This is a genomic window from Streptomyces sp. S465 (assembly GCF_026898115.1).
In the GTDB taxonomy this organism is placed as follows: domain Bacteria; phylum Actinomycetota; class Actinomycetes; order Streptomycetales; family Streptomycetaceae; genus Streptomyces; species Streptomyces luomodiensis.
In genome coordinates this window covers 5570680-5596775 of the sequence record NZ_CP114036.1, presented here as the reverse complement: position 1 = coordinate 5596775, position 26096 = coordinate 5570680, and the positions used below count along the sequence as shown (strand labels likewise).

At 72.8% G+C, this 26096-nt stretch carries 18 protein-coding genes; 7 read left to right on the top strand and 11 right to left on the bottom strand.

Annotation, left to right across the window (positions count from 1 at the left end):
- Nucleotides 1–97: 97 nt before the first annotated feature.
- Entirely contained in the window at nucleotides 98–1669 is a 1572-nt protein-coding gene (locus N6H00_RS23535; RefSeq protein WP_268973808.1) for an AMP-binding protein, read from the top strand.
- Here N6H00_RS23535 and N6H00_RS23530 read toward each other — a convergent pair.
- Nucleotides 1666–4533, bottom strand: coding sequence for a protein kinase (locus tag N6H00_RS23530; RefSeq protein WP_268973807.1), 2868 nt, complete (start codon nucleotides 4531–4533; stop codon nucleotides 1666–1668). The two genes, N6H00_RS23535 and N6H00_RS23530, sit on opposite strands and share 4 nt — an antisense overlap.
- A gap of 157 nt (nucleotides 4534–4690) precedes the next feature.
- Nucleotides 4691–6682 carry a serine/threonine-protein kinase gene (locus tag N6H00_RS23525; RefSeq protein WP_268973806.1) on the bottom strand — a complete coding sequence of 664 codons (1992 nt, stop codon included), beginning with the start codon at nucleotides 6680–6682 and terminating at the stop codon, nucleotides 4691–4693.
- 200 nt (nucleotides 6683–6882) lie between these two features.
- Here N6H00_RS23525 and N6H00_RS23520 point away from each other — a divergent pair, with 200 nt between their 5' ends.
- A complete protein-coding gene (locus tag N6H00_RS23520) occupies nucleotides 6883–8055 on the top strand; it encodes a serine hydrolase domain-containing protein (protein ID WP_268973804.1) in 1173 nt (390 codons plus the stop codon).
- Between the two features lie 107 nt (nucleotides 8056–8162).
- On the opposite strand, the gene N6H00_RS23515 is transcribed toward N6H00_RS23520, so the two are convergent.
- Nucleotides 8163–9869 (bottom strand): glycerol-3-phosphate dehydrogenase/oxidase, encoded by a 1707-nt coding sequence (locus N6H00_RS23515; RefSeq protein WP_268973803.1) that lies wholly within the window; start codon nucleotides 9867–9869, stop codon nucleotides 8163–8165.
- Between the two features lie 224 nt (nucleotides 9870–10093).
- Between N6H00_RS23515 and N6H00_RS23510 the strand changes: the two genes are divergently transcribed.
- Nucleotides 10094–11365 (top strand): nucleotide sugar dehydrogenase, encoded by a 1272-nt coding sequence (locus tag N6H00_RS23510; protein ID WP_268973802.1) that lies wholly within the window; start codon nucleotides 10094–10096, stop codon nucleotides 11363–11365.
- Between the two features lie 65 nt (nucleotides 11366–11430).
- Here the strand turns inward: N6H00_RS23510 and N6H00_RS23505 are convergent, their stop codons facing one another.
- Both N6H00_RS23505 and N6H00_RS23500 read right to left on the bottom strand, forming a co-directional pair.
- Nucleotides 11431–13827, bottom strand: coding sequence for a DUF6049 family protein (locus N6H00_RS23505; RefSeq protein WP_268973801.1), 2397 nt, complete (start codon nucleotides 13825–13827; stop codon nucleotides 11431–11433).
- A 283-nt stretch (nucleotides 13828–14110) separates the two neighbouring features.
- Complete coding sequence (locus N6H00_RS23500; protein WP_268973800.1) at nucleotides 14111–15283, bottom strand: rod shape-determining protein; 1173 nt, start codon at nucleotides 15281–15283, stop codon at nucleotides 14111–14113.
- 433 nt (nucleotides 15284–15716) lie between these two features.
- Here N6H00_RS23500 and N6H00_RS23495 point away from each other — a divergent pair, with 433 nt between their 5' ends.
- Nucleotides 15717–16373 carry a hypothetical protein gene (locus tag N6H00_RS23495; RefSeq protein ID WP_268973799.1) on the top strand — a complete coding sequence of 219 codons (657 nt, stop codon included), beginning with the start codon at nucleotides 15717–15719 and terminating at the stop codon, nucleotides 16371–16373.
- A 95-nt stretch (nucleotides 16374–16468) separates the two neighbouring features.
- On the opposite strand, the gene N6H00_RS23490 is transcribed toward N6H00_RS23495, so the two are convergent.
- The 4 genes from N6H00_RS23490 to N6H00_RS23475 all read right to left on the bottom strand — a co-directional run bounded on the left by N6H00_RS23490 (nucleotide 16469) and on the right by N6H00_RS23475 (nucleotide 20834).
- A complete protein-coding gene (locus tag N6H00_RS23490) occupies nucleotides 16469–17596 on the bottom strand; it encodes a GuaB3 family IMP dehydrogenase-related protein (RefSeq protein WP_268973798.1) in 1128 nt (375 codons plus the stop codon).
- An 84-nt stretch (nucleotides 17597–17680) separates the two neighbouring features.
- Nucleotides 17681–19183 carry an IMP dehydrogenase gene (guaB, locus tag N6H00_RS23485; protein WP_268973796.1) on the bottom strand — a complete coding sequence of 501 codons (1503 nt, stop codon included), beginning with the start codon at nucleotides 19181–19183 and terminating at the stop codon, nucleotides 17681–17683.
- A gap of 137 nt (nucleotides 19184–19320) precedes the next feature.
- Nucleotides 19321–19932, bottom strand: coding sequence for a sigma-70 family RNA polymerase sigma factor (locus tag N6H00_RS23480; RefSeq protein ID WP_268973795.1), 612 nt, complete (start codon nucleotides 19930–19932; stop codon nucleotides 19321–19323).
- A 290-nt stretch (nucleotides 19933–20222) separates the two neighbouring features.
- Nucleotides 20223–20834: a response regulator transcription factor gene (locus N6H00_RS23475; protein ID WP_003948568.1), complete on the bottom strand. Its 612-nt coding sequence runs from the start codon at nucleotides 20832–20834 to the stop codon at nucleotides 20223–20225.
- Nucleotides 20835–21240: 406 nt separating this feature from the next.
- Between N6H00_RS23475 and N6H00_RS23470 the strand changes: the two genes are divergently transcribed.
- A complete protein-coding gene (locus N6H00_RS23470; RefSeq protein WP_268973794.1) occupies nucleotides 21241–21555 on the top strand; it encodes a WhiB family transcriptional regulator in 315 nt (104 codons plus the stop codon).
- Nucleotides 21556–21640: 85 nt separating this feature from the next.
- Here the strand turns inward: N6H00_RS23470 and N6H00_RS23465 are convergent, their stop codons facing one another.
- Nucleotides 21641–22561, bottom strand: coding sequence for a LysR family transcriptional regulator (locus N6H00_RS23465; protein WP_268973793.1), 921 nt, complete (start codon nucleotides 22559–22561; stop codon nucleotides 21641–21643).
- A 79-nt stretch (nucleotides 22562–22640) separates the two neighbouring features.
- On the opposite strand from N6H00_RS23465, the gene N6H00_RS23460 reads away from it, so the two are divergent.
- A complete protein-coding gene (locus N6H00_RS23460; RefSeq protein WP_268973792.1) occupies nucleotides 22641–23348 on the top strand; it encodes an MOSC domain-containing protein in 708 nt (235 codons plus the stop codon).
- A gap of 108 nt (nucleotides 23349–23456) precedes the next feature.
- A complete protein-coding gene (locus tag N6H00_RS23455; RefSeq protein WP_268973790.1) occupies nucleotides 23457–24230 on the top strand; it encodes an SDR family NAD(P)-dependent oxidoreductase in 774 nt (257 codons plus the stop codon).
- 152 nt (nucleotides 24231–24382) lie between these two features.
- Here N6H00_RS23455 and groL read toward each other — a convergent pair whose 3' ends face one another.
- The gene (gene groL, locus N6H00_RS23450; RefSeq protein ID WP_268973789.1) at nucleotides 24383–26008 is read right to left on the bottom strand and encodes a chaperonin GroEL; all 1626 of its coding nucleotides are present in this window, start codon (nucleotides 26006–26008) and stop codon (nucleotides 24383–24385) included.
- Nucleotides 26009–26096 lie beyond the last annotated feature (88 nt).

Genomic DNA, 26096 nt, shown 5'->3' with positions numbered 1-26096 from the left:
AGGTTAGTCCGCACCCCCTGGACCGACAAGGCGCGCGGCCTTACGCTTCCCAGCGTTACCTGATGCCCCGTCAGCTGGCGCCCCCTGGGAGGCCGGGATGACCGACGTCGCGCATGAGCTCGGCGGATCGGCGACGCTGTGGGAACTGCTCGAACGGCGCGCCGCGCTCACCCCCGACGCCCCCGTCCTGCTACAGGCCGCCGCTTCCGCCCGGCACGACCGGCGGCTGACCTTCCGGGCCCTGCGCACCCGCGCCGAGCGGACCGCCGCCGGGCTGTACCGGCTGGGGATACGCCCCGGCAGCCGGGTCGCCTGGCAGCTGCCCACCCGGATCGAGACGGTCGTGCTGACCATGGCGCTCGCCCGCCTCGGCGCCGTACAGACCCCGCTCATCCCGTACTACCGCGACCGCGAGGTGGGGTACGCGCTGCGCGAGTCCGGGGCGCGGTTCTTCGCCGTGCCCGGCCGGTGGCGCGGCTTCGACCACACCGCGATGGCGCGCCGGCTCGCCGCCGAACTGCCCGAACCGCCGGTGGTCTTCGAGGCGTACGACACACTGCCGGTCGCCGACCCCCAGGCCCTGCGGCTGCCGCCACCGCCCACCGACGGCCGGGCCGTCCGCTGGATCTACTGGACCTCGGGCACCACCTCCGACCCCAAGGGCGTGCTGCACACCGACCGCAGCCTCATCACCGCCGGCGCCTGCCTCGCCCGCGCGCTGCGGCTCGGCCCGGACGACGTCGGGTCGATGGCCTTCCCGTACGCCCATGTCGCCGGGCCCGACTACACCGTGATGCTGCTGCTCCACGGCTTCCCCGCCGTGCTGCTGGAGCACTTCTCCCTGCCGGAGTCGCTGGCCGCGTACCGGCGGCACGGGGTCACGGTCGCGGGCGGCAGCACCGCCTTCTACTCGATGTTCCTGGCCGAACAGCGCAAGGACCCCTCGCGCAGGCTCATCCCCACCCTGCGGCTCCTCGCGGGCGGCGGCGCGCCCAAACCGCCCGAGCTCTACTACGAGGTCGTACGGGAGCTGGGCTGCGCGCTCGCCCACGGCTACGGCATGACCGAAGCCCCCACGATCACCATGGGTGCGCCGGACGACACGGATGAGAACCTCGCCACCACCGAGGGCCGGCCGCCGCGGGAGATGGAGATCCGGGTGGTGGACGGGGAGGTGCGGCTGCGCGGGGAGGCGGTCTGCGCCGGCTATCTGGACGTGTCCCAGACGCGGGCGGCGTTCGACGCGGACGGCTTCTTCCTCACCGGTGACCTCGGCCATCTCACGAAAAGCGGCCATCTGGTGCTGACCGGCCGCGCCAAGGACATCATCATCCGCAAGGGCGAGAACATATCGGCCCAGGAGATCGAGCAACTGCTGTACCAGCACCCGGACGTGGGGGACGTGGCGGTGATCGGACTGCCCGACCCGGAGCGGGGCGAGCTGGTCTGCGCCGTCGTGGAACAGCCGGCGGAGGCGGGGGCACTGACGCTCGGCGGGGTGGTGTCGTATCTGCGCGAGGCGGGCCTGTCGGTGCACAAGCTGCCGGAGCGACTGGAGGTCGTGGACGCCCTGCCCCGCAACGAGACGCTGCGGAAGGTGCTGAAGTACCGGCTGCGGGAGCGGTTCGCGGAAGCGGGCGCCCAGCCGCTCGGACCCGCCAGGTCCTAGCCGGTGGTCGTGCTGTACGTGGCCGTGGCCTGCTCGAAGTAGCGGCTGACCGCGTCGCGCTCATCGGACGGGCCGATGACCAGGACCACGTGGTAGCGGCCGTCGATCAGCATCGCGAGGTTGCGCGCGTACACATCCCGCCCGCTGCTGTCGCGCCAGCTGAACGTGCCCTCCGCCATCGCCGTCCCGCCGACGTCGATCCGCCGCAGCCCAGAGGACGAGGCCCAGGAGGAGCCGCGGAAGGCGGCCAGTTCGGCCTCGCGGTCCTGCTGGTACGCCATCGGGTCGCCGCCGAACTCGGACGCCTTGTCCCGTCCGGCCACGACCACCAGCTCGAAGTCGCCGCCGATGTAGCGGATCTGGCCCCGGTTGTTCTCGCCCCGGCGGGTCCAGTCCTGGTGGACGGCGACCTTGAAGCCCTTGGGGTCGTTGCGGACCGCGAACCCCTTCGCCAGTCCGGCGGGGGCGGTGGACTGCGGTTCCCGGTCGCCGGGGTCCGCCGGCTTCCCGGCCTCCCCGCCGTTCTCGTCGCCGCCTGCGGAGTCGCTCGGCGCCGCGCTCGTCCCACCGGCCGAATCCGCACGGCCCTGGCCGCCGTTGTCCTTGTCGCTCGGCATGAACATCGTCGCGTAGAGCACCGCCGCGGCCAGCGCCAGCAGGATCAGCAGCAACAGCGTCCGCCCCAGCCTGCGCGGCGAGCGCTGGGCAGGCGCCGGCGCCTGCCGGTTCTCGCGCCTGTCCCGCCTGTCCCGCCGGTGCCGCGCATGCCCGACGACCGGCTCGGCCGACGCGGCCGGGGCAGTCGGCGCGGCCGGGCGGCGGCCCCGGCCCCTGCGCACCAGCCAGCCGCGTCTGCGGATGATCGGCAGCCGCCGGGGGTCGGATGCCCCGCCCGAGCCGAGCGAGGGCACCGTGACCGTACTGCTGCCGACGTCCGGCTCGGGCGCCGAGCGGATCAGCGACCGCAGCCAGCCGCGCAGCTCCTCGAAGTCCGGGCGCTCGGTGGGGTCCTGGCGCATCAGCGACTCGACAACGGGACGCAGCGGACCGCACTCCTCCGCGTACGCGGGCGCCTCCGCGCAGACCATCTGCACCAGCTCGGCGGCGTTCTCCTCCGGGTACGGGGCATGGCCCTGCACGACGCGGAACAGCAGCGCGCCGAGCGCCCACAGGTCGGCGGCGGGGCCGACGGGGGGCGCCAGCCGCCAGTTCTCGTGGACCGGACCCGCCTGCTCGGGCGCCCACCGCTCGGTGACGGCGCCGACCACGACGATACGGGCCTGGCGGGCACGCTCGGCGGCGAGCGCGGTGGCCGGGCCGCCACCGGTGGTACCGCCGGTGTCCCAGGAGCCGCCGCCTTCGGAGGCGGCCGGCTGAGGCTGCTCCGCACCGTCCGGCCGACCGGGCCATGAGGCACCGCCGGGCACCGGGTCCGGATCGGCCTCGGGGACGGGGGCGGGTGCGGATGTGGGTGTGGGCTGGGGCGCGGGCTCGGGAGCGTGCGGGGAGCGGGGGGCCGCTTCGGCGTTGGCCCGTGCGGCGGCCCGCGCGCCCGCCGCGTAGGCGGCGATGGCGCTGGCCCGCGCCGCCCGCGCGGCCGCGCCCGGCACATCGGCGGCGGTGCCCCGCTCGTCTTCCCGGCCCCCCGGCTGTCCCGCCCGCCGCGGTCCGGGCAGCCCGCCCGCGACCCCTGGGTCCCGGTACGGGGCCTCGTGCCCGTGGGGCCCCGGGCCGGGCTCCGGCCGGCTCCCGTGGCCCGGACCGCCCGCGCCGGGACCCGAACCCGCCGCCGGCGCACCGTGGTCGCCGTAAGGCGCTCGCGGCTCGGGCACGACCGCCGCCGCGCCCTGGTCGCGGTACGCCCGGCCCTCGTCGCCGGATCGCGTGCCCGCGCCCTCGTCCCCGGGCCGCGCACCCGTCCCCGCCTGCTCATGGCCACCGTAAGGAGCGCCCGGCGGCAGGAAACCACCCGCGGCGCCCTGGTCCCGGTACCGCGGCCCGGTGTGCGGCAGCGCCTCGCCCCCCTCGGCCGCACGGGCCCCCGGGATGGGGGCGTGCCCTTCGCCGCCGCGCCGGACCGGGCCATGGCCCGAGTGGTCGCCGGGACCCGCCGGGCCCCGCGGCGAGGCGGCCGGGGCGTCAGCGGACCGGGACTCCTCGACGCCGCGGACGGGCGCCTCGGAAGCCGGGATGGGCGCATCGGAAGCCGGGGTGGGCTCTTCGAAGGCCGGGGCGGCGCCGGCCGGCGCCGGAACGGGGTCGTAGCCGCACAGCGCCTCCTCCGCCGCACCGGCGGCCAGCCCCGTGAGCATCGCGCGGCCGTCGTCGCACAACAGCACGGTACGAGTGGTGATGTTGCGGTGGATCCACCCGTTGGCATGCAGGGCGCCCAGCGCCGTAAGGATGTCGTTGGCGACCTCGGCGGCCCGGTGCGGGGACAGCGTGCCCTCCGCGAGCAGCGCCGCGAGCGGGCGGCCGGAGACCAGTTCGCTGACGATCCACAGGCTTCCGGCCTCCGCGAAGACGTGGAAGACCTGGCCGAGCCGCGGATGGTCGGGGATCTGCGCGGCGGCCGTCGCCGCCGCGATGGCGCGCCGGACGGCCGGATCGCCGTCGCCCCGGGCCGCACGCCCGGAACCGGCGAACGTGCCGCCGCGTCCCTGCGGTCCGCCACCGCCGCCCCACCGCGCGTCCTCGTCGACGACCTCGGCGTCCACGACCTCCGGCAGCGGTATCTGCCGCAGATGGACTTCCTGCCCGCTGTAGGTGTCGAAGGCGCGGGTCTCGACGAGTTCGTACTCGTCGGCGGGCGGCAGGGGCAGGCGATAGCGGTCGGCCAGCACCCGGCCCGCGTACTCCTCCACGACGCCTCCCCAAAGCGCGCGATCGACGCCGCCCTTACCAGCGGTCGGCGCAGCGCGAAACCGTCAAATGCGGTCGTTTTGGCGGGTTCCTGCGGCTGCGCACAGTCTAGGGCTTCTCACGATACGTGCCCGAACGACGCTTCGCCGACAGGAGTGTTCAGTCCGTAATCTTGAAGGTGTCGAAGGCGGTCTGACGGAGGGTGGCGCACTCCTCGTCGTCCCACTTGCTCGCCTCGCACGTGATCAGTATGGCGAAGCCATGGCTGCCGTCCGCCTTGAAGCCGCGGTTGATCGCCCGCACCCGCTTGCCGTCCTGGTTGCGCTCGAACTGCCAGTCCGCGACGGTTGGGTAGCCGTTCCAGTCGATCGACTTGATGCCGAGGCCCTTGTAGCCGGACATGGTGCGCCGGGCGTTCTCCTCGCCCTTCTTCCAGTCCGCCACGGCGTCCGACCTCGGCGAGTCGGTGAAGTCGACCTGAATACGCGGAATGCTGGACCCGCCGTAGTACTTACGGCTGCCGGAATAGCTTCCGGAGTGGACCGACCAGTCCTCCGGCATGGCCATGCTGAAGGGGAAGTCGGAGCTCTTGACGGTCTTGTAGCCGTCGGGCAGCCCGCCCTTACCGCCGCCGTCCTCGCCCTTACCGCTGTCGTCCCCGCTCCCGCCGTCGTCCGACGTGTCGTCCGACTCGTCGTCCGAGCCCTTGGAGGCGCTCGCGCTCGTCTGCTCGCCGGAGCTCTCCGCGTTCGGCGACTCACCGGCCGACTGGCCGGACTTGTCGGTGCCCTGGCCCTCCTCGGTGCCGCCGGAGACCCCGGCGGAGGTGGACTTGTCGCCTCCGGAGGCGCCCTTGGCGTTGCCGCCGCCGTCGTCGCCGCTGCTCAGGACGACGGCGAGCACGGCGCCCACGATGGCGAGCACCACGACCACCGCGATGATGATCAGCGTGCGCCTGGGGACCACATCGGTGATCGAGGCGCGCGGCGGCACGGCGGGCTGGGGGGCGGGCGCCGACTCGGGCGTCGCGGCGGCCGCCCCGGCCTTCCGCGCCGCACCGGACGCCGCCGCGCCGGACGCCGCCGCCCTGGACTTCTCGGCACCGGACCGCTCCGCCGCCTCCGCCCCGCTCCCGGTGTCCGCCTTCTTCACGGCCGCGGCCGCCGCCGCGTTGCGCACGGACCTCAGCGCACCGCGCCTGCGCTCCGCGACGGCCGCCTCCTTGGCCTTGGCGGCCGCCTCGTCCTCCTTCGACGGGGCGGGCGGCAGGCTCATCGTGCGGGTGGCGTCGGCGGGGGCCTTGGCCTCCTCGGGGGCGTTCAGCGCGTGTTCGAGCAGCGCCCGCGCCCCGGCGTCGTCCAGCCGCCGCTCCGGGTCCTTGACGAGCAGACCGTAGATGACCTCCTCCAGCGGGCCCGCGTTCTTCGGCGGCTCCACCGGCTCGGTCATCACGGCGGTCAACGTCGCTATGGCCGTGCTCTTGTCGTACGGCGGCACGCCCTCCACCGCCGCGTACAGCAGCCCGCCCAGCGACCACAGGTCCGACGGCGGGCCGGGCTTCTGGCCGCGCGCCCGCTCCGGGGAGATGTACGAGGGCGCGCCGACGAGCATGCCGGTGGAGGTCACCGACGGGTCGCCCTCGACCTGCGCGATGCCGAAGTCGGTGAGGACGACCCGGCCGTCGTCCGAGATCAGCACATTGGAGGGCTTCACATCGCGGTGCAGGATGCCCGCCTGGTGGGCGGCGCGCAGCACATCGAGGACGGCGAGCCCGACCTCGGCGGCGCGCTTGGGGGTCAGCGGTCCGTCGTCGCGGACGACGTCGGCGAGCGAACGCCCCTCGATGAGCTCCATGACGATCCACGGGCGGTCGTCCTCGTCGACCACGTCGTAGACGGTGACGGCGCCGTTGCTGCGGATGCGGGCGATCGCCTTCGCCTCGCGCAGCGTGCGGGTGATGAGCCGTCGCTTCTCGTCCTCCTCGACGCTGGACGGAAAGCGCAGCTCCTTGACCGCGACCGTACGGCCGAGGGTCTGGTCGCTCGCACGCCAGACCGTGCCCATGCCGCCCTGACCGAGAATCTCCCCGAGCCGGTATCGCCCGGCGAGGAGGCGCCCAGTCGAGCCCTGCGTCTTCTCAGCCTCCGACATGCGACCCCTCTGTAAATCTACCCACCCTGAACCCACCCTGGGAGAGCCTCTATTGTCTCTCATCCGCGGACCCCGAACCGCCGGGGGTCCGGGGCGCGGCGTGGCGGCCACCGCGGTACCCGCGACCATCTGGGAGTACGCAGGAAACGGAGGTCCGTGTCATGCCCATCTCCGCCCTACGATGGCACAGGCGGGGACGGATGCCGACCGCTGCGGCGCTCCTCGCCGCCCTCTGTCTCGCCCTCCCCGGCTGCGGTGCGACCGCGGAAGCGGGCCGGGACGCGCACGTGCGGGCGAGCGGGGGTCCGGAGGCGAACACGGGCGCGGAGGACCGCCGGGACGACGCCGTACGCGCCGCCGTACGCCGGCTGGCGGCGCAGGGCGGCACGCCGGGAGCCGCGGCGCTCATCCGCCGGACGGGCGAGGGCACGCGGTTCGTCGCGTCGGGCGTCGCCGACGTCCGCACCGGGCGCCGCATCCACCGCGACGACCGCTTCCGCGCGGGCAGCCTCACCAAGACCGTCATCGCGGCGGTGACGCTGCGCCTGGCCGCCCAGGGGCGGCTCGGCCTCGGGGACACGGTGGAGGAGCACCTTCCGGGGCTGGTACGCGGACATGGCAACGACGGTCGGAAGATCACCCTCCGTCAGCTGCTGAACCAGACCAGCGGGCTGTTCGACTACACCGACGACCCGGTGCTCGCACGTGAGCTGTCCGCCGCGGCCGACCGCACCCACACCCCGGCCTCCCTGGTGCGCACCGCCCTGGCGCACCGCCCCTCCTTCGCGCCCGGGGCCGAGTGGCGCTACTCCAACACCAACTACGTCCTGCTGGGCATGGTCGTCCAGCAGGTCACCGGCCGCTCCTACGCGACCGAGGCCCGGCGCGACGTGCTCGTCCCGCTGCGTCTGGACGGCACCTCCTTCCCCGGTGCCCGCACCACCCTCCCGGCCCCGCACGGCCGCGCGTACACGCGGGGCGGCGGCGCCTCGGCCGACGGCGCCCGACGCGATGTCACCGAGCTCAACCCCTCCTCGGCGGGGGCCGCGGGGGAGCTGATCTCCACCCTCGACGACCTGAGCCGCCTCGTCTCCGGGCTGCTGCGCGGCGAGGTCCTGCCCCGGGCCGAGCTGCGGCGGATGCGGAACACGTCCGCCTCCGACGGCCAGTACGGCATGGGGCTGTTCCCGGTGCGGCTGTCGTGCGGAGTGACCCTGTGGGGCCACAACGGCGAGATCACCGGCTCCTCCGTGATGGCCGTGGCCACCTCCGACGGCCGCCACACCCTCGCCTACCGGCTCAACGGCACGGCCCGTTCCGGTCTGCCCGCCGAAACGTCTCTGCTCGAAGCCGAGTTCTGCCCTCGACCGTAAGGACGTCATGGGCCCCTCCCGGACACCGGTGCCCTACAGCGGGTCTCCTTACAGCGGGTTCCCTCCAGTGGGTCTCCCTACAGCCGGTCTCCCTACAGCCGGTCTCCTTACAGCGGGACGATGTCCGGCGCGCCCAGCCGCGCCGCGTCCGCCGTCAGATCGTCCAGCTGGCGCTGGGACTCGCGCTCCGCCTCCACCCGCTTCTCGTAGTGCTGGACCTCCCGGTCGATCTGGTCCTCGTCCCAGCCCAGCACGGGCGCCATCAGCCCGGCCGCCTCGCGGGCGCAGCGCGTGCCGCGGTCGAAGGTCTCGATCGAGATGCGGGTGCGCCGGGTGAGGACGTCGTCCAGATGGCGGGCCCCCTCGTGCGAGGCGGCGTAGACGACCTCGGCCCGCAGGTAGTCGTCCGCCCCGGCGAGCGGCTCGCCCAGCGACGAGTCGTCCGCGATCAGCTCCAGCACCTCCTGGGCGGCCGAGCCGTAACGGTTCAGCAGATGCTCGATCCGCGCCACGTGCAGCCCGGTATGGCGGCCGATCCGCGCCCGCGCGTTCCACAGCGCCTTGTAGCCGACGGCGCCGACCAGCGGAACCTCCTCGGTGACACAGGGCCCGACCCGGTGGTCCAGACCGTGCACCGCCTCGTCCACGGCGTCCTTGGCCATCACCCGGTACGTGGTGTACTTGCCGCCCGCGACCACCACCAGGCCCGGCACCGGATGGGCGACCGTGTGCTCGCGCGAGAGCTTGCTGGTGGCCTCCGACTCCCCGGCCAGCAGCGGGCGCAGCCCGGCGTAGACGCCTTCCACGTCGTCGCGGGTCAGCGGCACCGCGAGGACTTCGTTGACGTGCTCCAGCAGATAGTCGATATCGGCACTGGAGGCGGCCGGGTGGGCCTTGTCCAGGTCCCAGTCGGTGTCCGTGGTGCCGATGACCCAGTGCCTGCCCCAGGGGATCACGAAGAGCACGCTCTTCTCGGTGCGCAGGATCAGCCCGGTCGTGGAGTGGATGCGGTCCTTGGGGACGACCAGGTGGATGCCCTTGGAGGCCCGGACGTGGAACTGGCCGCGCTCCCCGATCAGCGCCTGGGTCTCGTCCGTCCACACCCCGGTGGCGTTCACCACCTGCCGGGCGCGGACCTCGAACTCACCCCCCTGCTCCAGGTCGTGCACCCGCGCGCCGACCACGCGCTCCCCCTCCCGCAGGAAGCCGACCACCCGGGCCCGGTTGGCGGCCTGTGCGCCGTATGCGGCCGCCGTGCGCACCAGCATGGTGACGTAGCGCGCGTCGTCCATCTGGGCGTCGTAGTACTGCAACGCCCCGACCAGCGCGTCCTTCCTCAGGCAGGGCGCGACCCGCAGTGCCCGGCCGCGGGTCAGATGGCGGTGGGCGGGCAGTCCCCGGCCGTGCCCGGAGGAGAAGGACATGGCGTCGTAGAGCGCCACGCCCGATCCGGCGTAGCACCGCTCCCAGACCCGGTGCTTCAGCGGATACAGGAACGGCACCGGTTTGACCAGGTGCGGCGCGATCCGCTCCAACAGCAGCCCGCGCTCCTTCAGCGCTTCGCGCACCAGTGCGAAGTCGAGCATCTCCAGATAGCGCAGTCCGCCGTGGATCAGCTTGCTGGACCGGCTGGAGGTCCCGGAGGCCCAGTCCCGCGCCTCGACCAGACCGGTCTCCAGGCCCCGTGTCGCGGCGTCCAGCGCGGTGCCCGCGCCGACCACTCCACCACCCACGACCAGCACATCCAGCTCACGGTCCGCCATCCGGGCCAGCGCCTCGGCGCGCTCGGCCGGTCCCAGTGCCGGTGTTTTCACCGCTGCCTCCCGCTGTGATCGACGTCACGCCACCCTGTCCGCCTTGTCTGCCTTGTTGATTTTCCTGGCTTTCTCCCCACCACGCCATGCCGCTGCCGCGCCCGCCGCCGCGACACCGCGCCAACACCCCCCGTCAATACTGAATACGAGTCATATTTCCGCTTAGTCTTCCTTTGGGGGGTTTGCGCCATCCGACATCGTCCCGGGAAGGACGACACAACGTCATGCCCGCAGATCTCGCCGTCATCGGACTCGGTCATCTCGGTATTCCTCTCGCCCAGGCCGCCACCGCCGCCGGTGTCCGCACCATCGGCTACGACCCCGATCCGCGCGCCGCCGACGACCTCCGGGCCGGACGGCTGCCCTCCTGCTCGGGTGAGGGCCGGCTGTCCGCCGCCGAGCTGCGCCGGATGGCCGCCCGGGGCTTCCGGATCACCGCCGACGCGGCCGAGCTCGGCCGCGTCCGCACCGCCGTCATCTGCGCCCCGACCCCGCTCGGGAACGACCGCAGACTGGATCTGTCGGCGGTCGGCGAGGCGGCCCGCACGCTCGCGGCGCGGCTGCGTCCGCACACCACCGTTCTGCTGGAATCCACCGTGTACCCCGGGACCACCGAGGAATTCCTCCGTCCCCTTCTGGAGGACGGGTCCGGGCTGCGGGCCGGGCGCGACTTCCACCTCGCCTACTCCCCCTGCCGCCACGACCCCGGGAACCGCGCCCACGGCCCCGCCAACACCCCCAAGGTCATCGGCGGCCTCACGCCCGCCTGCACCGAGGCGGCCGCCGCCTTCTACGGCCGCTTCACCGAAAAGGTGGTCCGGGCCCGCGGCACCCGTGAGGCCGAGACCGTCAAGGTCCTGGAGACCAATTACCGGCACGTCAACATCGCCCTGGTCAATGAGCTGGCGGTGTACTGCCATGACCTGGGCGTCGATGTGTGGGACGTGGTCCGCTGCGCCGAGACCAAGCCGTTCGGCTTCCAGTCCTTCCGGCCAGGGCCCGGCGTCGGCGGCCACGGCGTACCGGTCGACCACGACCACATGGCGGACCAGCAGCACGGCCTCGGCCTCCCGCTGCGCATGGTCGGGCTCGCCCAGCAGGTCAACGGGCGGATGCCGGGCTATGTCACCCGCCGCTGCACGGCCCTGCTCAACGAGTACGGGAAGTCGGCGCGCGGCGCGCGGGTCCTGTTGCTGGGCGTCGGCTACAAACCCGACGTCGCCGACGCGGAGGGCTCGCCCGCGCGGGAGATCGCCTCCCGGCTGATGGAGCTGGGCGCCCGGATCGGCTACCACGATCCGTACCTCACGCGATGGCGGGTGCTGGGGCGCGAGGTGGAGCGCGCGGAGTCGGTGTACGAGGCGGCGGCCGACGCCGACCTGACCGTCCTGCTGCAACACCATCGCACCTACGACCTGCAAGGGCTCGCGGTGAAGGCCCAGCTGCTGCTGGACACCCGGGGCGCCGGGCCGGCGGGGACCGCGCACCGGCTCTGAGCCCGCCCGCTCCCCCGCATCACCGCCGGCACCGTCCCCGCCGGCGCCGTACACCGCCCCCGCCGTCACCGCCCCCGCGTGCGCCGCAGCCGGAACGCGACTGCCAGCACGATCAGCGCCGTCCCGCCCAGTACGAAGATCACCGCCCCCGACGGCACCGACCGCACATCCGCCCTGAACGTCATCGGCGCGCCCCAGGGCCTGCCGTCGGCGGTGGTGTAGAGCTGGGCGGTCAGCCACACCGGGCCGTTGGCGTACGCCTTCACCCGCACCCGCACCGTGCGGCTCACCGCGCGCGACGCCCGGACCGGCACCGTGCGGTCCCGGGCTTTCAGCCGTTCGGGGCGGCTGGAGAGGACCCGCAGCTCCACCCCGGTGAGGTCCTGCTGGAGACCGTTGTCCACGGTGACCGGGATGGTCGCCGAGCCCCCCGCCACCACCACCGTGGACTTCGGCACCAGCCGCACCGAGGTGATCGAGGCGGTCAGATAGCGGGACACCCCCCGCTGGTACGAGGCGGCGCCCGCCGGATCGCCGCGCCACCCGGTCGCGACGGAGCGGGCCAGCGCGGCCCGTACGGACGCGGTGGTGGCCCGCGCGTCCGACAGCACCTTGGCCAGGGCACGCATCCGCCGCCGGTCCCGGACCACCGCCGCGAGCCGCTCGGGCGGCAGCTCGCCGTCGTGCCGGGCGAGCGGATAGCCGTCGAAGCCCCGCAGCCGCCCCGCCGTGGGCTTGCGCAGCGCCGCCGCGAACCCGGCCGGCGCCAGCCAGCCCGCCTTCCGGCCCTCGTCCACCACCGTGAGCAGCACCCGGGCCACCCCGAGCGGCATCCGGCGCGGGGGCACCACCACCAGGTCGCGCCGGGCATACGGCAGCTCCCGCGTGGCCGTCAGGGTCTCGGCGAGCAGCCGCTGCCGCAGCCGCAGCCGGGCGGGGGCACCGGAGGCGCCCGCGGCCGGCTGGGCGGCGAAGAGCAGGGAGGCGATCGCCGCGTCGTAGCGCAGCGCGGTCGTGCCGCCCTCCAGCGCGACGGCGCCGTCGTCGGTGGCCCCTTCGCTGACCAGTTCCCCGGCGGAGACCACCCCGGCGCCGGAGGCGAGCACCGTGTCCAGGCCCAGCCCCTTGGCGTACCGGGCGATCCCCTCGTCCAGCTCACCGCCCGCGGGCCAGCCCACACCGGCGCGTGCGCGGACGCCCAGCGCCCGGTCCACCACCGCCCGGCCCGTACCGGAGGCGCGGCGCAGCAGACCGGTGAGCGAGGCGCCGCCGCCTCGGGCGAGCGAGGCCAGGTCCGGGTCCGCGTACGGCAGCGCGATCACCTCCCGGCCCCGGACCGCCGTGCGGAGCGCGGCGAGCCAGTCCGCCGCCGCCTCGCCGCCCGTCCCCTCGGTGGACTCCTGCGGATCGCTGCCGCCGGGCGTACGGGCCACCCGGTAGCCGGCGGCCATGGCCCGCGCCTGGACGATCAGATCCGGATCGAGGACCCAGGTGACCGGCCGGCCCCGGCCCATCTCGACCAGCCGCCGCAGCCGGCCGCCGGGTCCGAAGGCGGCGGTCAGCCCGTCGTCGCGGAAGACCGGCAGCACGCTGTCGCTGTCCGGGGTGCGCAGGGTCAGCGCCTCCATCCGCGGGGTGTCGATGACCGGCCACAGCACGGTGGTGCGCAGCGGCTCCAGCCGGGTGGCGTCGGGATAGGCGGACAGATGTGTACGGGTCAGCCCGAGCACGGTGCCGGTATTAGGGCCTGCGTCGGCGTCGTCCGAGCGGATGACGCCGACGGTGAGGGCGTACGCCCCGGCGCCGTCCAGTTCGAGGTCGGGGACCGGCACGGTGAGTCGGAAGCCGCGCACGGCGCCGGTCGGCAGCGGGGCGAGGCGGGCGGTGCGGCCGGGCACCTCGGGACCGTCGGCCCGGGACAGGGGCGTACGACGGGCCACGGCGGAGAGCCCGCCGCGGGTGTCGATCGCGCCGGGGGCTCCGATCCGCACCCCGATGCGCGCGGGGCCGACGCGCCGCCCGGAGGTGTTGGTGACCCGCCCGCTGATCCTCAGCTCACCTCCCTCGCGGATCACCGCGGGGGTGAGGGAGGTCAGTTCGACGGATACCGGGTACGGCCGCGCCGGGCCCCGCGCCGCGGTGCCGCCGTGGGGCCCATGGCCGTGCCCCAGCCCCCGCGCCACGACTCCACCACCGGGCCCGCGACGGTGCGCCGGGCCCCGCCCCGTGACACCACCGACGGCCCCATGGCCGTGCCCCAGCCCCCGCGCCACGGCACCACCACCGGACCCATGGCGGTGCGCCGGGCTCATGGCCGGGCCGGGTCCGGCGGGCGCCGGCGGTACGGAGGTGAGCGCGGCCAGGACCGTGCTGACGGTCACGGCGACCGCCCACCGGTACGTCCCGCCGCGCCCCACGACCACCACCTCGACGCCCGCGCTTGCCGTCCGCCCGCGCCGCACGGGGCCGACACGGTGTCACCAGCCCACCACGCCGGAGGCGATGCCGCACGCTCAAGGCCCCCACCCCGGGGAGACGAGCCGGCCCCCCTGAGCCCCGTCCGGTGGCTCGTCGCGGGCCCACGACGCCTGGCACGGCGCCCCCGGCCACCGCTGGGAAGCCCCGCGGCGGCCGCCGCTGATGACGCTGATGACGCCGATGTCGCTGATGACGCCTCACTCTCCGATGTCAACAGGCAGTCACAGGCGCGACGATCCCCTGACGTTCTCGCGGGCCTCCGAGGCGTCACACCCGCACGGCGTCCGGTCTGCGGGGCCGCGCGTCCATCGCCGTGCGCAGCGAGGCGAAGTCCTCGACGCAGCGGCCGGTGCCGATGGCCACGCAGTCCAGCGGGTCGTCGGCCACCAGCACCGGGATGTTCAGCTCGCGCGCCAGCCGTACGTCCAGGCCGCGCAGCAGGGCCCCGCCGCCGGTCAGCACGATGCCGCGGTCCATGATGTCGCCCGCCAGCTCCGGCGGGGTCTCGTCGAGCGTGGAGCGCACCGCCGCGACGATGGCGTCCACCGGCTCGGTGAGGGCGTGCCGCACCTCGTCCGCGGTCAGTTCGAGCACCTTGGGCAGCCCGGTCGCCTGGTCCCGGCCCCGGATGGCGCAGCGGTCCGGCGGCAGCAGCGCCTGGGTGTCCTCGTTGTCGCCACTCTGCCCGGGTTCGCTCTGTCCCGGGATGAACACCTCCACATTCCGCTCGGGCCGCCGTACGGTCTCCGACACCCGCGGTACGGACAGCGGTCCGGAGGGCGCGGCCGAGCCGATGGACATCTTGATCTGCTCGGCGGTCCGCTCACCGATCGCCAGTGCGTACTGCTTCTTCACATACGAGTTGATCGCCGCGTCCATGGCATCGCCCGCCGTCCGCACCGACCGCGCGGTGACGATGCCGCCCAGCGAGACCACGGCGACCTCCGTCGTACCGCCGCCGATGTCGACGACCATGCAGCCGGTCGGCTCGCTCACCGGCAGCCCCGCGCCGATCGCCGCCGCGATGGGCTCCTCGACCAGATGCACCTGACGGGCCCCGGCCCGGCTGGCGGCCTCCATCACCGCGCGCCGCTCAACGCCCGTGATCCCCGAGGGCACACAGACGACGACACGGGGGCGGCCGAGCCGGCGGCTGCCCATGACCTTCTTGATGAAATACCGCAGCATGCGCTCGGCGATCTCGAAATCGGCGATCACACCATCGCGCAGCGGTCGCACGGCGACGATGTTCGTCGGCGTCCTCCCCATGGTCTCCTTGGCCGCCGAACCCACCGACAGCACACTGCCGTCGACTGTGTTGACCGCCACAACCGACGGCTCATTGAGCACGATGCCCCTGCCCCGGACGTACACCAGTGTGTTGGCGGTGCCGAGGTCGATCCCCATGTCACGCCCATTGAACGACTTGTTCTGCGCCATAAGTTGACATTATTGCTTATGCCGGATTCTGTCCTGGCACCGATCCCTTCACGCCACCGCGCCACCGCGCCGCCATGGCGCCTCGGCCCACCACGGCCTCCGACCGGGCCTTCCGGCCTGGTGGTGGACTACGGTGCCGACCACAACCCGAGGCGCGACGACACCGCCTTCCACGCCGCGGCGGGAACGGAGAGTTGCCTGGTGGTGAAGCGGGGTCACCGAACAAGGCAGGCAATATCCCCATATGCCAGCGCCAGTGTGTCTCCGTCCGGTCCCAGCCATGTCACGGACGCCAGACACGACTTGTCTGGTTGTCATGCCCGCCTGTTAGTTTGATGGCTCGAAAGTCCTTCCGCGTTCCCAGCCGCAGCCGCTCGTCAGCTCAGCTGTCCCCGGAACGCGATCTCCACACCTTCATCCCCGGGGGAATTCCATGAGCCAGAACTGGCAGCAGCCACAGCAGCCAGGCGGTTACCCACAGCAGCCCACCCCGCCTCAGCAGGCCGGAGGGTACGGCTCGGCGCAGCCCGGCTACGGCTACCCGCAGGGCCAGCCGCAGCCGCCCCAGCCGCAGTACGGCGGCGGTTTCCCGCCGCCCGCTCCGCAGGTCGGCCGTCCGGGCAACCCGCTGCTGGCGGTGGTCGCCGCCCTCGTGGCCACGGTCGTGGGCGCGTTCCTCTACGCGTTCCTGCTGAGCGCGCTGGCGGACACGGACAAGTCCCCGCCGGAGATCACGCAGTTCGCCTACGCCGGTGTGGTGGTCGGCGCGCTCATCGGTCTGGCGGTCGCCAAGCTCGGCGGCCGGAACACGGGGCTGTGGGTGCTCGGCGCGGTGCTGGCCCTGGCCGCGGTGTTCCTCGGTGAGCTCTACGGCTACGCCATGATCACGCATGATGTGCTGAGCAACTACGCCGACAAGATCGGCGGCGGTGCCAGCAGCCAGGTGCTCTCCTCGAACGAGATCTTCTTCGACCACTTCAGCGACCTGTGGGATGCGTGGAAGGAAGACTCCGACGCGCTGACCTACATCTTCATGGTGCTCGCGCCGGTCGCCGCGGTCAGCACCGCCTACCGCATCAGCAACCGCTGAGCCAGGACGGCAGACACCCAGCCACACAGGGAAGGCCCCGACCGCCATGCGGTCGGGGCCTTCCCTGTGTGAAGAATCCTCAGCGCGACGAGCCCTCAGCTCTTGTCGCGGGCCGACGGGGCGACCGTGACCTCGACCCGCTGGAACTCCTTCAGCTCCGAGTAGCCGGTCGTGGCCATGGCGCGGCGCAGCGCGCCGAAGAAGTTCATCGAACCGTCGGGGGTGTGCGAGGGGCCGAGGAGGATCTCCTCGGTGCTGCCCACCGTGCCCAGGTTCATCCGCTTGCCGCGCGGCACCTCGTCGTGCACGGCCTCCATGCCCCAGTGGTGACCGCGGCCCGGTGCGTCCGTGGCCCGCGCCAGCGGCGAGCCCATCATCACCGCGTCCGCGCCGCAGGCGATGGCCTTCGGCAGATCGCCGCTCCAGCCGACGCCGCCATCGGCGATCACATGCACATAGCGGCCGCCGGACTCGTCCATGTAGTCCCGCCGGGCGGCGGCGACATCGGCGACCGCCGTCGCCATCGGCACCTGGATGCCCAGCACATTGCGGGTGGTGTGCGCGGCACCGCCGCCGAAGCCCACCAGCACACCGGCCGCGCCGGTGCGCATCAGATGCAGCGCGGCGGTGTAGGTGGCGCAGCCGCCCACGATCACCGGAACGTCCAGCTCGTAGATGAACTGCTTGAGGTTGAGCGGCTCGGCGGCGCTGGAGACGTGCTCGGCGGAGACCGTGGTCCCGCGGATCACGAAGATGTCGGCCCCCGCGTCCACCACGGCCTTGGAGAACTGCGCCGTGCGCTGCGGGGACAGGGCCGCGGCGGTCACCACGCCCGCGTCCCGCACCTCCTTCAGGCGCTGGCCGATCAGCTCCTCCTTGATCGGCTCGGCGTAGATCTCCTGCATCCGGGTGGTCGCGGTGTGCTCGTCCAGCTCGGCGATCTCCGCCAGCAGCGGCTCCGGGTCCTCGTAACGGGTCCACAGCCCCTCGAGGTTGAGCACCCCGAGACCGCCGAGCTCGCCGATGCGGATCGCGGTCCGCGGCGAGACCACCGAGTCCATCGGGGCGGCCAGGAAGGGCAGCTCGAAGCGGTAGGCGTCGATCTGCCAGGCGATCGAGACCTCCTTCGGGTCCCGGGTACGACGACTCGGCACAACGGCGATGTCGTCGAACGCGTACGCCCTGCGGCCGCGCTTGCCGCGCCCGATCTCGATCTCAGTCACGTGGGTGCCTTTCCCTGTTCACAAACAGCCGTCCCAGTATCCCTGCCCACACCCGCGCAGGGTCGTCCGGGGGAACGGCTCGGGTCAACGGCCGGAGTAGTTCGGCGCCTCGGTGGTCATCTGGATGTCGTGCGGGTGGCTCTCCTTGAGGCCCGCCGCGGTGATCCGCACGAAGCGGCCCTTCTCCTTCAGCTCCGCCACGTTCGCCGAGCCGACATAGCCCATCGACGCCCGCAGACCGCCCACCAGCTGGTGCGCGACCGAGGCCAGCGGACCGCGGTAGGGCACCTGGCCCTCGATGCCCTCGGGGACCAGCTTGTCCTCGGAGAGCACGTTGTCCTGGAAGTAGCGGTCCTTGGAGTACGAGCGGGCCTGGCCGCGCGTCTGCATGGCACCCAGCGAACCCATGCCCCGGTAGGACTTGAACTGCTTGCCGTTGATGAAGACCATCTCGCCCGGCGACTCCTCGCAGCCGGCCAGCAGACTGCCCAGCATGACCGTGTCCGCACCGGCGGCGATCGCCTTGGCGATATCGCCCGAGTACTGGAGACCGCCGTCGCCGATCAGCGGCACCCCGGCCGCGTGGCAGGCCCGCGCGGCCTCGTAGATCGCCGTCACCTGCGGCACGCCGATGCCGGCGACCACGCGCGTGGTGCAGATGGAGCCCGGACCGACGCCGACCTTCACGCCGTCCACACCCGCGTCGATCAGCGCCTGGGCGCCGTCCCTGGTGGCGATGTTGCCGCCCACCACATCGACCGCGATATTGGACTTGACCTTGGCGATCATGTCCAGGATGCCCCGGCTGTGGCCGTGCGCACTGTCGACCACCAGGAAGTCGGCCCCGGCCTCGACCAGCGCCTGGGCCCGCTCGTACGCCTCGTCGCCGACGCCCACGGCGGCGCCGACGACCAGCCGGCCATTGGCGTCCTTCGCCGCGTTGGGATACTTCTCGGCCTTCACGAAGTCCTTGACCGTGATCAGGCCCTTGAGCACGCCCGCGTCGTCGACCAGCGGAAGCTTCTCGATCTTGTGGCGGCGCAGCAGCTGCATCGCGTCGTCGCCGGAGATCCCCACCTTGCCGGTGACCAGCGGCATCGGGGTCATGACCTCGCGGACCTGACGGCCCCGGTCCACCTCGAAGGCCATGTCACGGTTGGTGACGATGCCGAGCAGCTTGCCCGCCGCGTCCGTGACCGGCACACCGCTGATGCGGAATTTCGCGCACAGCGCGTCCGCCTCGTGCAGCGTGGCGTCCGGCCGCACCGTGATCGGGTCGGTGACCATGCCGGACTCGGAGCGCTTGACCAGGTCGACCTGGTTGACCTGGTCCTCGATGGACAGATTGCGGTGCAGCACGCCCGCACCGCCCTGCCGGGCCATGGCGATGGCCATCCGGGACTCGGTGACCTTGTCCATGGCGGCGGACAGCAGGGGCACATTCACCCGGACGTTCCGGGAGACCCTGGACGAGGTGTCGACCGCGTTCGGCAGCACCTCGGAGGCGCCCGGCAGCAGCAGCACATCGTCGTACGTCAACCCGAGCATGGCGAACTTCTCAGGCACTCCGTCGACGTTGTCAGTCATGACACCCTTCCAAATGGTCTTGCCCCAGCGCGGACTCCCATGCTAACGGGCTCCCCGAGTGCCTCGTTCCGCCTGTGGACAACGTCTCAGCGCGTGGTCCCGGCGGGTGCGCGTGGTCCCAGCGGGGGCCCGGGGGCCTACTGCTCGGCGAGCGCGCGCAGCCTGCTCAGGGCCCGGTGCTGGGCGACCCGCACCGCGCCGGGGGACATCCCGAGCATCTGCCCGGTCTCCTCCGCCGTCAGCCCGACCGCGACCCTCAGCAGCACCAGCTCGCGCTGGTTCTCCGGAAGGTTGGCCAGCAGCTTCTTGGCCCATTCCGCGTCGCTGCTGAGCAGCGCCCGCTCCTCGGGCCCCAGCGAATCGTCCGGCTGCTCGGGCATCTCGTCCGAGGGGACGGCCGTGGAGCCCGGGTGGCGCATGGCGGCCCGCTGGAGATCGGCGACCTTGTGGGCGGCGATGGCCACGACGAACGCCTCGAAGGGCTTTCCGGTGTCGCGGTAGCGCGGCAGCGCGCACAGCACCGCGAGACAGACCTCCTGCGCCAGGTCGTCCACGAAGTGACGGGCATCACCCGGCAGCCGGGCCAGCCGCGTCCGGCAATAGCGCAGGGCCAGCGGATGGACCAGGGCCAGCAGATCGTGGGTGGCCCGCTCGTCCCCTTCGACGGCGCGCCCGACGAGGGCGCCGATCGCCCCGGTGCCCCCGGGAGCTCCCTTGGGGACTCCTGGACTCTCCTCGTCGCGCGACATCCATCCATGGTGCCTTGGGCTCGGTGGCTCCGTGGCACCGCGTCCGTAGTTGTGCGTTGAAGCGTTATGAGCAGGTGCGCCGGTTGTCGTCACGTCCTGCGCTCTCCCCTCACGCCCGACCGACTCGTCCCCGAGGAACTCCACACCTTCAAGGATGCGGCATAGCGCGAGGAACTGATACAGGCCACCGCCACCGTGCCCGCCGCGTACGCTCTCGCCCCGCCCGCCACCCGACGGGCGGGGACCGTCGCGCCCCCGCTGCGCAGCACGTCAGAACGGTCGCGGCCGAGTCAGCGAACCAGACCCCAGCGGAACCCGAGGGCCACCGCATGAGCCCGGTCGGAGGCGCCGAGCTTCTTGAACAGCCGACGGGCGTGTGTCTTGACCGTGTCCTCGGAGAGGAACAGCTCACGGCCGATCTCCGCGTTGGACCGGCCGTGGCTCATGCCCTCCAGCACCTGGATCTCCCGCGCGGTGAGCGTGGGCGCGGCGCCCATCTCGGCCGAGCGCAGCCGGCGCGGGGCCAGCCGCCAGGTGGGGTCGGCGAGCGCCTGCGTCACCGTGGCGCGCAGCTCGGCGCGCGAGGCGTCCTTGTGCAGATAGCCACGGGCGCCGGCGGCCACGGCCAGCGCGACCCCGTCGAGGTCCTCGGCGACCGTGAGCATGATGATCCGGGCGCCGGGGTCGGCGGAGAGCAGCCGCCGCACGGTCTCGACCCCGCCGAGACCGGGCATCCGTACGTCCATCAGAATCAGGTCCGAGCGGTCGGCGCCCCAGCGGCGGAGGACTTCCTCGCCGTTGGCCGCCGTCGTCACACGCTCGACGCCGGGCACGGTCGCCACCGCGCGGCGCAGCGCCTCTCGCGCAAGCGGGGAGTCGTCGCAGACGAGGACGGATGTCATGGCCGCCCTCCGCAGCTGATGCGCGTCACCTTGAGCCTCCAGGCTGGTACATATCGTCACCTGTGCGATTGACAGCCCCGGACATCCGTCCGAGAGCTTTACCCATCAACCGCCTCCGCACTCTCAACGACGGTCACCCGAAAGAGTTACGGGGTTCGGCGGCCACCTTCGACACTCTACGTGAGGGACCGGACACGGAGCAGCTTCGTCGCCCAGGCCGCGTTCTGTGCGCCTCCCCCATAGGGCAGCCCCCGAGGCAGTCCCTTCGGTGGCATTTGGCGACCTTGCTTCCAATTTGCGGGTCTATGTGGCTAGATTCGCAATGAGTCATATTTACATCTACTTAGACCGTAGGTGTACGACCCAGGACACAGTCCGCAGCCGATCGTTTCGAGGAGATAAGGCAATGGCAGATTTCTCCCGTCTTCCCGGTCCGAATGCCGACCTGTGGGACTGGCAGCTCCTGGCCGCGTGTCGCGGGGTCGACAGCTCGCTCTTCTTCCACCCCGAGGGAGAGCGCGGCGCCGCCCGCAGCGCGCGCGAGATGTCGGCGAAAGAGGTGTGCATGCGCTGTCCGGTACGGGCACAGTGCGCGGCTCACGCCCTCGCCGTACGCGAGCCCTACGGGGTGTGGGGCGGACTGACCGAGGACGAGCGCGAGGAGCTCATGGGCCGGGCGCGCCACCGCACCGTCGCCAGCACCGGGGCCCCGGGATCCTGAAGCCTGGTCCCGGCCAACTGAAGAAACGTTCCTCTCCCCTCCGCCGGGCGCGACCGGCCGACGGGCGGACCCGGCGGCGCGCCGGTCACCTGCGGGCGGCCCGCTCCAGCCGGTCCAGCGTCGCCGCCACCGCCGGGACGCGGGCCAGGTCGGGCAGGGTCAGCGCGACCACTTCCCGGCGCACCGCCGGTTCCACCGCCAGCGTCGTGGCGCCCTTGGCGCGTACGGACTCCAGCGCCAGCTCGGGCAGCACCGCCACCCCCAGCCCGGCCCCCACCAGGCCGACGACCGTCGGATAGTCGTCCGTCGCGAAGTCGATCCGCGGGGTGAAGCCCGCGGACTCGCACACCTGGACAAGATGGCCCCGGCAGCGCGGGCAGCCCGCGATCCACGGCTCCCCGGCCAGCTCGGCGATCCCCACCGACCCGGCGCCCGCCAGCTTGTGCCCCTCCGGCACCACGCCCACCAGCCGGTCGCTCAGCAGCGGCCGCAGGACCAGGTCGTCCCACTCGGCGCCATCCCCCGAAGCGGCCCCCGCGTCCGCGTCCACCCGCGGGTACCGGAAGGCCAGCGCGATCTCGCAGTCGCCCGCGCGCAGCATCTCCACCGAGCCCGGCGGCTCGGCCTCCACCAGCGAGACCCGGGTTCCGGGGTGCGCCGCGCGCATCTCGGCGAGCGCCATGGGCACCAGGGTCGAGCTGCCGCTGGGGAAGGACACCAGCCGCACCCGGCCCGCCCGCAGTCCGGCGATCGCCGCGACCTCCTCCTCGGCGGCGGTCAGCCCGGCCAGAATCCCGGTGGCGTGCCTGACCAGCGCCCGGCCCGCCTCGGTCAGCCGCGTCTCCCGGCCGCTGCGGATCAGCAGAGGGGTGCCCGCGGCGCCCTCCAGGGCCTTCATCTGCTGGCTGACGGCGGGCTGGGTGCAGCCCAGCTCACGGGCGGCGGCGGAGAACGAGCCGGTGGCGGCCACCGCGCGCAGCACCCTGAGATGGCGGGCCTCGATCATGCCTTGAGCATAAGGGACCCTTGGGTACCCGCCGGGATATTACGTCGACGCTTTGACCGCGCTGTTCTACGGTGCCCTCATGCCTCATTCTCCGGGTTCCTCCGCGCGTCCCGCCGCCTCGCCGTCCGTGCTCACCGTGAACCTGGGCCGGGCGATGATGACCGAACACACCGACTGCCCCACCGGTACCGGTATCGACAAGCGGCCGGTCGACGGCCCGGTGCGGGTCGCGGCCCCGGGGCCGAAGGGCCGGGCCGGGAGCGGGCTGGCCGGTGACACGGTCTGCGATCGCCGCCACCACGGCGGCGACGACCAGGCGGTCTACGCCTACGCCCGGGAGGACCTCGACGCCTGGGAGCGGGAGCTGGGCCGCGAGCTGGCCAACGGCGTCTTCGGGGAGAACCTCACCACCAGCGGCATCGACGTCAGCGGCGCCCTCATCGGCGAGCGCTGGCGGGTGGGGAGCGGACCGCTGCTGGAGGTGACCTCACCGCGCATCCCGTGCCGTACGTTCGCGGGCTGGCTGGGCGAACGGGGATGGGTCAAGCGGTTCACCGCAGCCGCCGTCCCGGGGGCGTATCTGCGGGTGCTCGAACCCGGCGAGATCCGCTCCGGCGACCCCGTCGAGATCGTGCACCGGCCCGACCACGAGGTGACGGTCGCCTTCCTCTTCCGCGCCGAGACCCTGGAGCGGGAGCTGCTGCCGAGGGTGCTGGCGGCGGGCGACGCACTGCATCCGGAGGCGCGGGAGGCCGCCCTGAAGTACCGGGCCGAGAAGGCGGGCTGACCCCGCGGCCTTCCGTCCGGCAGACGGAAGTGTTCATTCCGGCTCAGATCGCTCCGCGGGCCCGTTCAGCGGTCCGCCGGGACCTGTCATGGCCGATAACGTGCGCGTATGACGACTGCATTGATTACCGGAACCACGGCGGGCATCGGCGCCGCCTTCGCGGGCCGGCTCGCCGCCGACGGGCACAACCTGGTGCTCGTCGCACGCGACGAGAAGCGGCTGCGGGAGCAGGCGACGGATCTGCACGACCGGCACGGCGTGGAGGCGGACGTGCTGGTGGCGGACCTGTCCGAGGAGGACGGGATCGCGGCGGTCGAGGCCCGGCTGGGGGACCGCACCCACCCGGTCGATCTGCTCGTCAACAACGCCGGTTTCGGCAACCGCGCCCGCTATCTGGAGGTGCCGATCGCCGATGAGCTGCGGATGCTGAAGCTGCACTGCGAGGCGGTGCTGCGGCTGACCAGCGCGGCGGCCGAGACGATGCGCGGCCGGGGGCGCGGCGGGGTGATCAATGTGGCGTCGGTCGCGGCCTTCTTCCCGCGCGGGACGTACGGGGCGAGCAAGGCGTGGGTCGTGCAGTTCACGCAGGGCGCGGCGAAGGACCTGGCGCGTTCGGGGGTACGGCTGATGGCGCTGTGCCCGGGGTTCGTCCGCACCGAGTTCCACGCGCGGGCGGGGATCAAGCCGGACAACGTGCCGAGCTGGATGTGGCTGGACCCGGACCGGCTGGTCACGGCGGCCCTGAAGGACTTCGCCCGGGGCAAGTCGCTGTCCATTCCCGACCCGCGCTACAAGGCGATGACGGGCCTGGCGAAGCTGACCCCGCGTTCGGCGCTCTCCTCCCTCTCCTCCAAGGTCGGCCGCCCCCCGGCGAAGGCGTAGGTCCTCCGGGGACCAGCCGGTCCGGGTCTCCGGTGTCCCCTCGAAGTGTCAGCCGGCCGGGGCCGGGGCGCGGCCCCGGGACCCGAACGCGAAGGCGCGGCCGCCCCAGGGGCGGCCGCGCCTTTGTGCCGCGTGCGGCAGGCAGCCGAGCGTCAGTGCGCGTGACCGTGGCCGTGGCCGGCGGCCTCCGGCTCTTCCTCGGCCGGCTTCTCGACCACCAGGGTCTCGGTGGTGAGCAGCAGCGAGGCGATCGACGCCGCGTTCTCCAGCGCGGAGCGGGTGACCTTGACCGGGTCGATGACGCCGGCCTTCACCAGGTCGCCGTACTCCTCGGTGGCCGCGTTGTAGCCGTGGCCCTTCTCGAGCTCGGCGACCTTCGAGGTGATGACGTAGCCCTCGAGACCGGCGTTCTCGGCGATCCAGCGCAGCGGCTCGACCGCGGCGCGGCGGACCACCGCGACACCGGTGGCCTCGTCGCCGGCCAGGTCCAGGCTGTTCTCCAGCACCTTCGCGGCGTGGACCAGCGCGGAGCCACCACCGGAGACGATGCCCTCCTCGACCGCGGCGCGGGTCGCGGAGATGGCGTCCTCCAGACGGTGCTTCTTCTCCTTGAGCTCGACCTCGGTGGCCGCGCCCACGCGGATCACGCACACGCCGCCGGCCAGCTTCGCGAGCCGCTCCTGGAGCTTCTCGCGGTCCCAGTCGGAGTCCGTGGTCTCGATCTCGGCCTTGATCTGGGCGACGCGGCCGCTGACCTCGTCCGCCTTGCCGCCACCGTCGACGATCGTGGTGTCGTCCTTGGTGACGGTCACGCGGCGGGCGGTGCCCAGCACGTCCAGGCCGACCTGGTCGAGCTTGAGGCCGACCTCCTCGGCCACGACGGTGGCGCCGGTAAGGGTGGCGATGTCGCCGAGCATGGCCTTACGGCGGTCGCCGAAGCCCGGGGCCTTCACCGCGACCGCGTTGAAGGTGCCGCGGATCTTGTTGACGACGAGGGTGGACAGGGCCTCGCCCTCCACGTCCTCGGCGATGATCAGCAGCGGCTTGCTGGCGTTGGCCTGGATGACCTTCTCCAGCAGCGGCAGCAGGTCCTGGATGGAGGAGATCTTGCCCTGGGTGATCAGGATGTACGGGTCCTCGAGGACGGCCTCCATCCGCTCCTGGTCGGTGACCATGTACGGCGAGAGGTAGCCCTTGTCGAAGGCCATGCCCTCGGTGAAGTCCAGCTCCAGGCCGAAGGTGTTGGACTCCTCGACGGTGATGACGCCGTCCTTGCCGACCTTGTCCATCGCCTCGGCGATCAGCTCGCCGACCTGCTTGTCCTGGGCGGACAGCGCGGCCACGGCGGCGATGTCGGACTTGGAGTCGATCGGGCGGGCGGTGGCCAGGAGGTCGTCCGAGACGGCCTTGACGGCCGCGTCGATGCCCTTCTTGAGGGCGGCCGGGGAGGCGCCCGCGGCCACGTTCTTCAGACCCTCGCGGACCAGCGCCTGGGCCAGCACGGTCGCGGTGGTGGTGCCGTCACCCGCGATGTCGTTGGTCTTGGTCGCCACCTCCTTGACGAGCTGGGCGCCCAGGTTCTCGTACGGGTCCTCGACCTCGACCTCGCGGGCGATCGTGACACCGTCGTTGGTGATGGTCGGAGCACCGAACTTCTTGTCGATGACGACATTGCGGCCGCGGGGGCCGATCGTCACCTTGACGGTGTCCGCAAGCTTGTTGACGCCGCGCTCGAGGGCGCGACGGGCGTCCTCGTCGAACTTCAGGATCTTCGCCATGAGTTGCGTATGTCCTCTCAAACGAACCGCGCCCCGACCCCGGTTTCAGATGACACGGGCACCGGGGCACGGCTCATAGGCAAAACTT